Origin of the sequence: Treponema primitia (assembly GCF_046533075.1) — a bacterium.
Taxonomy (GTDB): Bacteria; Spirochaetota; Spirochaetia; order Treponematales; family Breznakiellaceae; genus Termitinema; species Termitinema primitia_B.
The window spans coordinates 60,362-71,166 of record NZ_JAJQRB010000049.1; the positions used below are offsets into that span (position 1 = coordinate 60,362).

Genomic DNA, 10,805 nt, shown 5'->3' on the forward strand with positions numbered 1-10,805 from the left:
CTGTTTGTCAATAAAAATATTTAAAATATTAGGTGTATTTTCTTTTTTTTGTTGTTATATTTTGATTATCGAAATTGCCTATACGTTCAAGATTTCAAAATAGCTATCCTGCTAAAGCTGCAAGCTTTTCCCGGATAAACTCGCTTTTCTCTTTTAACCCGATGCTTCCGGTCTGCAAAATCAATACGTTGGGCGCCTTGGGGTCCAGCTTTACCCTGCCGCTTGACTCCTTCATAAGCCGCAGGAGCCGGTCTATCTTTACCTTGGAAACCTTGCCGAACTCCACCCGGACCGAACCGCCCTTCTCTTTCAGGGAGAAAACCGATATGTCCCGGCAGATGATACGGATCTCTGCCAGGGCTAAAAGGGAAGCCGCCTCGTCCGGGGGCGGGCCAAAGCGATCCGTCAATTCCCCAAGGAGGTTTTCAAGCTCCTCCCTGGTCTTTATGGAGGCGATCTTCTTGTAGACCTCCATTTTTTCCTGGGCGCCGTCTATATAGGCATTGGGGATGAAGCCCGTGTATTCCAGTTCCAACAGTGTTTCTGTTTCCGCCTCGTACTGGGAGTTCTCCAGCCGGTGCACCGCCTCGTCCAGGAGCCGTAAGTAAAGGTCGAAGCCCACGGAATAAATGTCCCCGGACTGCTCCCGGCCCAGGAGATTCCCCGCCCCGCGGATCTCCATGTCCTTCATGGCAATCTTAAACCCCGAACCCAGCTCCGTAAAGTCCGATATAACCTGGAGCCGTTTCATGGCCAGCTCGGTCAGAGCCCGGTCCTTGGGGTAAAAAAGATAGGCGTAGGCAACCCGGTCGGAGCGCCCTACCCTGCCCCGGAGCTGGTAAAGCTGGGATACTCCGTACATATCCGCCCGGTCGATAATAATGGTGTTTACGTTGGGTATGTCGATGCCGTTCTCAATGATGGTGGTGGACACCAGTACGTGGAAACCCCCGTGGATAAAACGGTGCATCACATCCTCCAGCTCATGGGCGTTCATCTGCCCGTGGGCGGTTTCCACCAGCATCTCCGGGACCAGGTGTTCTATCCGGAGGCGGGTTTCGTTAAGGCTCTCCACCCGGTTATGCAGAAAGAATACCTGCCCACCCCGCTCCACCTCAGCGCGTATGGCCGCCGCAAGCCGGTCCTCGTTGAACTCGTCGATCACCGTTTCTATGGGGTGACGGTTATTCGGGGGAGTTGCCAGGAGGCTCATGTCCCGTATCTTAAGGAGGCTCATATGCAGGGTCCGGGGTATGGGGGTGGCGCTCAGGGTAAGGCAGTCCACGTTATGCTTCATCTCCTTAAGCCGCTCCTTGTCCTTTACCCCAAAGCGCTGTTCCTCGTCGATCACCATGAGCCCCAGATCCTTAAAGACCACATCCTTCTGGATGATCCGGTGGGTCCCCACCAGAATATCCACTTCGCCCTTCTTCACCGCCTCCAGGGTTTGCCGGATCACGCTCCGGTCCACAAAGCGGGAAAGCATACCCATACGCACCGGAAACTGGGAGAACCGTTCCTGAAAATTTTCGTAATGCTGTTCCGCCAGTATTGTTGTGGGGGCGAGGAAGGCCACCTGCTTCCCCCCCATGACGGCCTTAAAACAGGCCCGCACCGCCACCTCGGTCTTGCCGTAACCCACATCCCCGCAGATAAGGCGGTCCATGGGGTTTGGCTTTTCCATATCGTCCTTAATCTCCTCCACGCAGCGGAGCTGATCCTCCGTTTCGTCGAAGGGAAAACTGGCCTCGAACATGGTCTGCCATTCGGTATCCGCCGGGAAGGCAAAACCCCGGGAAGCCCGGCGCTTGGAGTAGAGATCGATTAGTTTTTCTGCGATCTCCTCCACGGACTGCTTAACCCGGCCCTTACGGTTTTCCCAGCTCTTGGACCCCAGCTTATCCATCCGCGGGGGCGACCCCTCGTTCCCGATATAACGCTGGACCAGATTGACCTGCTCTATGGGCACAAAAACTATTTCCTCACCAAGATATTCCAGCTTGATGTAGTCCCGTTCATGCCCCAGGGCTTTTATCCGTTCTATCCCCTTAAAAAGCCCGATGCCGTAGTTTATGTGCACCACAAAATCCCCGGGGTTAAGTTCAACAAAGGTGTCGATAGCCGCGCTGCGTACCTGCTTGAGGGACCGGGGCGGCCGCTTCCGCCGGCCGAAGATCTCGTTCTCCTGGACCAGCATGAATTTTACATCCGGCAGGGCAAAGCCCATGGACAGGGACGCCGCAGCAACAGTAACCTTGTCGTCCTTAAACAGCTCTTCCAACCTGGCAGCCTGGGTATCGGACTCCGCAGCCACCACCAGTTCCCAGCCCTGGTTTGAGAGGACGGTAAATTCTTCCTTGAGGTAATTAATATTGCCGAAAAAACTGCGTGGGGGGTCGCAGGAAACCACCGCCCGCGCTTTCCCCCCGGCCGCCCCCTTAATGGTCATGAAGGAGACCCGCCGGGATAGGCGATCCGCCAGATCCCCAAACTTCAACAGTATCCGCTCCGGCGCCGGAACATCCCGTTCCCGCAGTGCCTTGGTAAAGAGACTCCTGTATTCCCGGTCCAGGGATTCCTGGGCATTTTCCAGCCGCTCCCGCTCAAAATAGCAAACCGTCCCGTTCTCTCCCAGATAGTCGATCAGTGCCGGAGGAAAGCCGCCGGGAGCAGTTTCAAAAGCCAGGGGAAAGAAGAGCTCCTCACCGCCGGCGCTCCGCCGGGTCATCAGTTCCTCCAGAACCGCCCGCCCCTGGTTACGGCTTTGGTTAGAAAACTCTTCCATCGTAGCAAGGTTCCGGCTCAGTACTTCGATCCGCTCATCGGACCAGACCACTTCCTTCAAGGGCCGGATCACCAGTTCGCCTACCCTTTCCCGATCCCCCGGTCCCAGGCTGCTCTGATCCACCGGGTCAAAACGCTTTATAGACTCCACCTGGTCAAAGTCAAACAAAACCCGGTAAGCCGAATCATCCCCCCCCATGAGTATATCCAGCACCTCCCCGCGCAGGGCAAACTCCCCGTGAACCTGCACCCTGGGCACCCGTGTATAGCCGTAACCCGACAGGGTCTCCGCAAGGGCAATAGTATCAATCTTCCCCCCCGGCCTCAAAGTAATCAGTAAACTGCGTATATATTCAGGCGGCGGCAGCGGCGTAAGAAAGGCCCGCTCAGGGACAATCACAATCCCTCTTCCTCCCCCCCCCTGCTCCTCCTTATTCGCCTTCTGCACCTTTGCGGTTAAACCATAGGCCAAACCGCTCAAAACCCGGCTCCGATCCCCAAAAACCGTTGAAAGGGGCGCCATTTCCCGGTAAGGCATGGTACCCCACCAGGGGAAAAGGGCCACCGGCAACCCCAGTGTCTCCAGATCAGTGGCCAGCTCCGCCGCCTCCCGTTCCGTGGGGGTTACCGCCAGAAAGTTACCCGGTTTAGTTTGAAACAACGCCGACAGAAGCACCGCCCCAAAGGAACCTTCGGCGCCTTCTATTTCAAGGGGGAAATTACCGCGGATAAATTCGTCCAGAATCCTGGAAACCCCGGGAGAATCGGCTATTCTTTTTAAGAATGAAGGAAAGGATACGGTTTTCATACCAGTTTATAAGCATTTTGGCATAAAATTCCGGTTTTGTTAGCCCCCTTGGAGCGAGGTGTATGCGGCCAATGAAGTATTGACTATCACCCTACTTGAAAAATTCGGAAAACATGGCTTGTCCGGACAGGAATTTGAAAGTATACTTAACCGAAGAAGCGGATGGAGGAGATACATGGAATTACAATACACCTACTGGCAGGAAAATGATGGGTGGTATATTGGATATTTTGACAATTTTCCCGATCACCCAACCCAGGGACAGACGATTGAAGAACTGGAACTTATGCTCAAGGATTTATACGATTGTTTGGAACTCTCCAAATATCATAAAGCAAAATTGTTTATTGCATGAAACGAGTGGATTTAATCCAAACCATTACCAATAATGGCGCTGTATTCGTCCGTCATGGAGGCGGTCATGATGTTTATAAACAGCCCAAGACCGGGAAACAAGTTGCTGTTCCCAGGCACACGGAAATCAAAGAGTACGTAGCAAAAAGCATTATCAAGAATTTGTCATAACACAAAGAGTATGTAAACACCTATTGACATTTTTGCCTAATCAGGGTAAACCTATATATAATTTTCAGGGTAGGGTAATGCGTTTCGTTGATACGCAAATCCCAACCGGCGGTATAGCCCGCAACTTGGAATATCTTTTAAAAAGGTATTCTGACTGAATCGGTGAAATTCCGATGCCGACGGTATAGTCCGGATGGAAGAAAATAGAACTTTCTCGGCAAAAAATCCTTTCTGTCGGCGTGGTCCGTTTTTTACCTAATTAATGCCCTGAATAATAAGGGGTATCTAAAACATCCCCCAAATTATTTAGGAGGCCATCATGGCCGGTATTTATTTTGAAAGGCGTATCAAACGTCTCAAGGGCAAAAATGGACTTTTTGCATTGTGTTTCATTCTTAGTATCACACTGGGTTGTACTAAAAAGGAACTTGCCGCGCCGGGAAACTATTTTGAAATAGAAAATATAAATAGTTTTGTGCAAGTTTTGCAAGAATATCCAAATGGTATTTTGGCAAACCGAAATGATAAACGATTACGGACACAGATAATCACATTTCAATTTGCCGAAAATAACAGGGTGTATTTTTGTACAAACGATTTAAAACCTATGTACACGCAGCTCAAGCAATTCCCGTACGTTTCGTATTGTACATACGCAGATGAATTTGAACCGGTTGTATCAATAAATGGCAAAGTTGTTTTTGTAGAAGATTCGGCAGTAAAATTACGTGCGTTTGAGGGGAATGAACATATCCGAAGTCTTTACAAAACTTCGGATAATCCGAATTTAAAAGTCTTTTATATCGATACTGAAGAGATTGAAACCTTTGGTTCTGATGGGGCTAAAATTTTTAAACTAAAGTAAGATTGTGGATTTTGCAAAATTTATACATGCAGGTGAAGGGCTAGTCTCCATATTGGAAAAAGAGGTCTAAAAATCCAATCAGGACTATACCTTTACTGTGTATAATATGACTATATTACTCAGAAATATACTCCTAAATAAGGTATAAATTAGCCATAGTATTAATATCTTCAAAAATTTCAAAATTTTTAAGCAAATTTCTTGTTAAAAAATAAAAAAACGGAGTAAAATAGGCAATGTTGGTTTGAGAAAATAATCTGGCATGATAGAATTGCCTTAAGAAGCCATATAGGAGTAACCCATGGATCATGACGAAAGTTTGCAAGATTTGAAAGAAGAGAAGCAACCAGATTATTTAGGCTCAACCAAAGAGTCCTCTATTAAACGAGCCAAGTTAAAGAGGTAGCAGATGATGAAAAAACAAATTAAAATGCATAACTTGAAAAAAGATGATTACTTCTCCTTAATTGATGATAGTTTAAAATATGATACCAATAAGGATATTATAGAAAAATATTTAAAGGATGATAAAAAAGATAGTGAACCTTCTATTCATATTAAAACTCTAAACGAAGTCTCAATACCTGAAACCGAGTATCAGCAACTTTTAAAAAAATCACATGGTTTGGCCAAATATGAATTTGGATTCGATCGTCTACAAACATCCTTTAAAAGTTATCAGGAACTTTTTGAAAATGAACAACAAAAAGTCTTAAAATTAACAGACATTGTAACTGAACTTATTGAGAAGGGAGATAGGTATGAAACTAAAGAAAGGGTATGGGCTTTAATTACAAAGTTATTAGAGTAAAAAGAAGTATCGTGGAAACTATGCTTTATTTGATCGCATAAAAATATCGCTTGTTATTTTTAACGGTTATTTTTTAGTTAACCATAATAATAAATTGCTGGAGGATTGTTAATTATGATATTAAACGAAGTTGGGACCATTTATTCAGATGATATGATTATTGAAGTTTATCCGGATAGCGGTAAAATAGGGGATCCTATTAATCCAGCATATGCGCATTTGAAAAATTCTAATGGTGATTTTCTGGGAAAATTTTTTATAACCGAACAAGTTCCATTAGACAAAACAATGATTTTTGATTGCCATAAAGAACCAGAAACCGGAAAAATTGTATCTATTCCACCAGAATATAAAGAAAAAATTATTAAATGGGCCATTGATAAATATCATGATGATGATGATGGCATAATAACAAACTGGGGTGTATTGAAAATTATATTTAAAGGGTTAAACCCAGTGAAAGGTCCTATTGGGCTAATCCAGAAGCCACCGCTTGGTGATAAAATTTCATTTGCAATTTCCTCTATATTATTTACATTATGTAAGCATATCAAAAAAGATTAACAAAATCAAGATTCGACCATCGACAACGTTTTACTTGACAAATCTTGATTAGTATGGTTACATATTATAATGGGAAATATATGTTTAATAAAGATTCCGGCTCAAAACATCTTGATGAGATGGTTACAATTCATAAAAAAGAATCCGATTTATCTGTAAACATATATCTTGATGATTCTTTGTCTTATAAAAGAAGAAAACATGCCAAACAAATCATATTTCAAACCGACTATGCTGATAAACCAATCACAAACACCTTTGCCTCAATGAATTTTACTGGAGAACTTATTGGTACTAATTCCTTGCCAAATGAAGATATTACGAAAATTAGAAATTTTGTCAAAAATAATTTGGCCGCCATTGAGTCTTTGGCAGATATGGATATCGGAATTGTTGACTTTCTTAAAGTCATGATACCTGGTGGTAATCCGGCAACCGAAGAAGCGAAAAAAAATCAACTAATATCCCTTCCAGCGCTAATGACTGAACAGGAGAATATTGCTGAAAATATAAAAATCATTGAGACAGGAACTTGTTTGCATAAAAAGAGAACTAAGCTGCCTGCAAACATTTTTCTTGATGATACGGGAAACTGGACTCAATCAGGTCAGTGGGGCCATTGCAAAATAATTAAATTTCAGGCAGACAATGATCACATGACACAAACAAATATCATAATACCTATGAGTATTGACGAGAACCCTCAAATCCTTATAGATAATCCAGAGATTTCACTCATCCCTAGTGAGATTGAACAAATCAAGACATTTGTAAGAAATAACAAGGATTTACTTTTGCAGCTTGACGCTCTGGAAATAGATTTCTTTGATTTTATGGAAAAAATGCGATTAAGCTGCTATATTAGTGGTATTAAATTCCATTTGGTTCATTTTGTGTTTCCTTGTTACGTATGAATTTTTCCGCTTCACTGTTCTGGACGATAGCGGCGTTAATTATTTCAGGGGTTTGATTGACCACAAACTCCAGTGCAAGCCCGTTCTGTTCCACTGCTGCAAGAGCGAGTTCCGGTATTTTTGCCTGTATATTCTGCATATGCTGCAGTGCCAGGCCGTTCTGGCGGACCATGGCAATACGCATTTCCAGTGTTCGTACTTCCACGGGTATATTCCTGGCAGCCACAAGACCATCCCGTTCTATGACAGCACAGCAGATTTCCGGTGTCCATACTCTAATATAATGAGCAGCGCCTATATCCTGCTTGATAGCAATAAGGCATAGTTCCAGGTATTCTGCTTCGGTACAATATTTCTTTTTTACGCCGCCTATGGCATTTCTACCCTGCCCCACTGCTTTATGGCAAAGAGTTAGGTACTGTCCATGGGTAAGACGGCGAATGTTAACATGGACAAGGGCTTCCCCGGTCTGTTCTACCGCAGCAGAACATAATTTTATGTACTCCTCATTAGTATAGAGTTCATCCCATACATATTCCAGAGCAGTCCCGTTCAATTGGATAAGGTCAAACCATATTTCTGGTGTCTGTTCTTCCATATACAATAATGCATTTCCATCTTTCTTGAGAGCGGCAAGAAAAAGCGCTTGATTTTGTTCGGTACTGAGTATTTCTTCTTTTACAAAAACCAGTTCATCCACATTATTTTGTACTGCCGCAAGACAGATTTCGTAATATTGTTCCTGAGTAAATAGTGCAATAATACTGTCTTTTATATATCGCAATACAATTTCATTGGAATGAGCCGCAGTGAGATAAATTTCAAAATATTGCGCAGAAGTACATTTTCGATCAACCACATATTTACTATTTCCTCTATACCTATCTTGAACAGCACTCATGCATATTTCAAAATACTGGTCGGAATTAAGAAATTGGGGATCAACATCTTCAAGGTCAAACATTCTATCTTCCCGCGATGCAAAAGTATTACATAATTTAAAGTACTGATCTTGCGTAATAAATTGACCTTTTACATATTTCAGGACATAACTATAATCCTGTTCCATGGCCGCCATACATAAATCAAAGTATTGTTCCCCGCTTAGATTCCATGGGGCGCCGATATTTGTTTGAACATATTGAAAGGCGGAATCTTTTTCTTTAACTGCAAGAAGGCATAAATCAAAATATTGCGAAGCGCTAAATTGTTTCGCGAGAGGGTGTTCATTTATTATGCCTAAAGTAAAAGAATCTTTTGAACAGGCAGCTTTGCATAATTCAAAGTAATCCCCGGCAGTACAGTCTTCTTCTTTTATATTCCGTAAAATCCTTAAATGTTCCGGAGCGGCAATACTACAAAGCTCAAAATACTGCGCCGCTGTCAGATATTCTTTTTTTACAAATGACAAAAGCCAATTGTCTTTCTTCACTGCGGTCAAGCATATTTCAAAGTATTGACCGGATGTAAGAGTGATAAGAAATGTTTCTTCCGCATACCGTATGGCTGTTGCATCTTGCTTGACAGCAACTGTATATAGTTCCTGGTACCTTTTACCAATGGTATCCTTATTAACATGGGTTAAGACATTGACATCTTTTTTTATCGCAGCAAGACAGATCTCATAATAGCGATCCGGGGGACAAATATTTTCATTTATATATTCCAATTCTTTCGGATTATCTGCGGCGGCGGTGAGGCATATATCCGCATATTGTTCGGCGGTACATACTGTTATATCTACAAGGGACAATAATGTTTCAGGGTAAACGAGGCTATACTCCATCTCCGTATGCATTGATTCGAATTGATGTATAGCCAAAATGCATATTTCTACATACTGTACCCGGGTACACTTTTCCCCTTTTACATACTTTAAGGCCCTTCCATCCTGTTGAACCGCCGTCCGGCATAGGTCAGCGTATTCTGCGGCAATAGTTTCTTTGTCCACATATTCCAAGGCAGTTCCATCCTGCTTAAGCGCCGCCTTACAGAGTTTAAGATATTGTTCAAAGCTGAAACGTTCTGCTTTTACCAGATACAGTGCCTTTCCGTATTGTTCTACTGCGAACAGGCATAATTTGAAATCATCTTCCAGATTATCAGAAATTCTAAGCGCATAATTCCAAAGAGAATCCCCGGGCTCTGCGCCCAGCCCGATCAATATGCGCAATATAGTTTCTGCATCATACCGAGCAACCTCTATCTGATTCTGATAAGAACCCCGGCTTACAGGGGCAAGAATGGTACGGCTTATCAAATCGTCTTTGGAAGCCATTATTGAATTCAACCGTATCAAAAGACCATAGAGATTTGGCTGAGGCCGCGATATCTTTTTTATACCGCATTCCCAATTCCTCAACTCATTTTTATAGTGCGCAATAGTTATAACTGCTTCCCTTTGGGCCAGTTTAAATTGCCGTTCCCATTCATCCTGTTCTCTGGCGGCAATATTTGTTATAATTATTTTTACAGCCTGTAATTCCTCATTATTATAATCAAATTCGCTGAGATCTAACCCTACTTTAAGAACATCATCATCTTCATCATCCAAATTATTAGTTATTTCACGATATAGTTCCCTACTTTGTACGAAGTGACCTTCATTATCTGCTAATTTACAAAGATACTGCATCACTATGATACAGAACTTATAATATCGCGTATTATGGTCCTTACTGGATCTAGCCGTATTTGGCCGCCTTGTATTAAGCAATGATTCCAAGACCAGCTTTACCGTATCCGTGGAATCTGACCGCAGGAGGCAAAGGATCGCTTCTTTCTGCATACGTTTTAATAATTTGAGGTCCCCATCTTTTTCCTGCTCTACCAGATTCGTAAGTCCCGCTTCAATGTCCTGGTCGTAGGCACCACTACCGGTTAAAAACAAACCGTATTCAAAAATATCAAAACCAAGAGCCTTTTCCCGGTCTATCAGAGGAAGAACCTCTACGCGGTCCATATGGCGGGTGGTGTGGCTAAACTTTACCGTCTTTTTCATCAGGCGGTGATATTCTCTTAAAAAATCCTGGTTATTCATAATAACTTATGGTATCAAACCAATTGTATTTCACAAAATCATTTTGCCGGTTTCTTGAAAAAAAAATGAAGTTTTTTTATTATATACTTAATATTTGTATAGTATATTTCATTAAAAATTTACAGAAATTTTGAAAAAAATGGTAATTTTGCATTGAGAAAACAATTTGTCTTGATACAGTGAAGTAAGTAATTGTTCTACTTTACAGATGACCAAAAAAAAATTACCAAGTTGATTTTCGGAAGGTGAAAAAGATGATAAATGATTAAACGTAAAGATACTGAAAATAAGCAAAATATTTCAGAAAATGCTGTTCCTTCAGATGATATTGTTACTGAAGAAATGGTTAATCGTTTATTTGACGCATTAGAAGATGAAGAAATGTGTAAATATTTGGGAATAACTGATTGGAATGAATAAATATAATTCTCCTCTTTATGGACTTGTAACAAAATTAGTGTAAACGGCTATACTACTTAGAAGGAGCAAGTATG

Annotated in this window: 9 protein-coding genes and 1 riboswitch; of the genes, 7 read left to right on the top strand and 2 right to left on the bottom strand. The window is 42.8% G+C overall.

Features of this window, described 5'->3' with window-relative positions; all coding sequences use genetic code 11:
- Window positions 1-103 precede the first annotated feature (103 nt).
- Window positions 104-3,592 (bottom strand): transcription-repair coupling factor, encoded by a 3,489-nt coding sequence (gene mfd, locus LQZ19_RS10350; RefSeq protein ID WP_411047594.1) that lies wholly within the window; start codon window positions 3,590-3,592, stop codon window positions 104-106.
- A 175-nt stretch (window positions 3,593-3,767) separates the two neighbouring features.
- Here mfd and LQZ19_RS10355 point away from each other — a divergent pair, with 175 nt between their 5' ends.
- From LQZ19_RS10355 to LQZ19_RS10380, 6 genes are all read left to right on the top strand, one after another.
- Window positions 3,768-3,947, top strand: coding sequence for a type II toxin-antitoxin system HicB family antitoxin (locus LQZ19_RS10355; RefSeq protein WP_411047595.1), 180 nt, complete (start codon window positions 3,768-3,770; stop codon window positions 3,945-3,947).
- Window positions 3,944-4,117 carry a type II toxin-antitoxin system HicA family toxin gene (locus LQZ19_RS10360; protein WP_411047596.1) on the top strand — a complete coding sequence of 58 codons (174 nt, stop codon included), beginning with the start codon at window positions 3,944-3,946 and terminating at the stop codon, window positions 4,115-4,117. The genes LQZ19_RS10355 and LQZ19_RS10360 overlap by 4 nt, the downstream gene beginning before the upstream one ends.
- A 56-nt stretch (window positions 4,118-4,173) precedes the next feature.
- A riboswitch (FMN riboswitch) is annotated at window positions 4,174-4,326 on the top strand.
- 110 nt (window positions 4,327-4,436) lie between these two features.
- Window positions 4,437-4,982, top strand: coding sequence for a pyridoxamine 5-phosphate oxidase (locus LQZ19_RS10365; protein ID WP_411047597.1), 546 nt, complete (start codon window positions 4,437-4,439; stop codon window positions 4,980-4,982).
- Window positions 4,983-5,391: 409 nt separating this feature from the next.
- The gene (locus tag LQZ19_RS10370; protein WP_411047598.1) at window positions 5,392-5,793 is read left to right on the top strand and encodes a hypothetical protein; all 402 of its coding nucleotides are present in this window, start codon (window positions 5,392-5,394) and stop codon (window positions 5,791-5,793) included.
- Window positions 5,794-5,907: 114 nt separating this feature from the next.
- Window positions 5,908-6,357, top strand: coding sequence for a hypothetical protein (locus LQZ19_RS10375; RefSeq protein WP_411047599.1), 450 nt, complete (start codon window positions 5,908-5,910; stop codon window positions 6,355-6,357).
- Window positions 6,358-6,437: 80 nt separating this feature from the next.
- The gene (locus LQZ19_RS10380; RefSeq protein ID WP_411047600.1) at window positions 6,438-7,271 is read left to right on the top strand and encodes a hypothetical protein; all 834 of its coding nucleotides are present in this window, start codon (window positions 6,438-6,440) and stop codon (window positions 7,269-7,271) included.
- On the opposite strand, the gene LQZ19_RS10385 is transcribed toward LQZ19_RS10380, so the two are convergent.
- Complete coding sequence (locus LQZ19_RS10385; protein ID WP_411047601.1) at window positions 7,228-10,161, bottom strand: hypothetical protein; 2,934 nt, start codon at window positions 10,159-10,161, stop codon at window positions 7,228-7,230. The genes LQZ19_RS10380 and LQZ19_RS10385 overlap by 44 nt on opposite strands.
- A 411-nt stretch (window positions 10,162-10,572) precedes the next feature.
- Between LQZ19_RS10385 and LQZ19_RS10390 the strand changes: the two genes are divergently transcribed.
- Complete coding sequence (locus tag LQZ19_RS10390) at window positions 10,573-10,731, top strand: hypothetical protein (RefSeq protein WP_411047602.1); 159 nt, start codon at window positions 10,573-10,575, stop codon at window positions 10,729-10,731.
- Window positions 10,732-10,805: the final 74 nt, after the last annotated feature.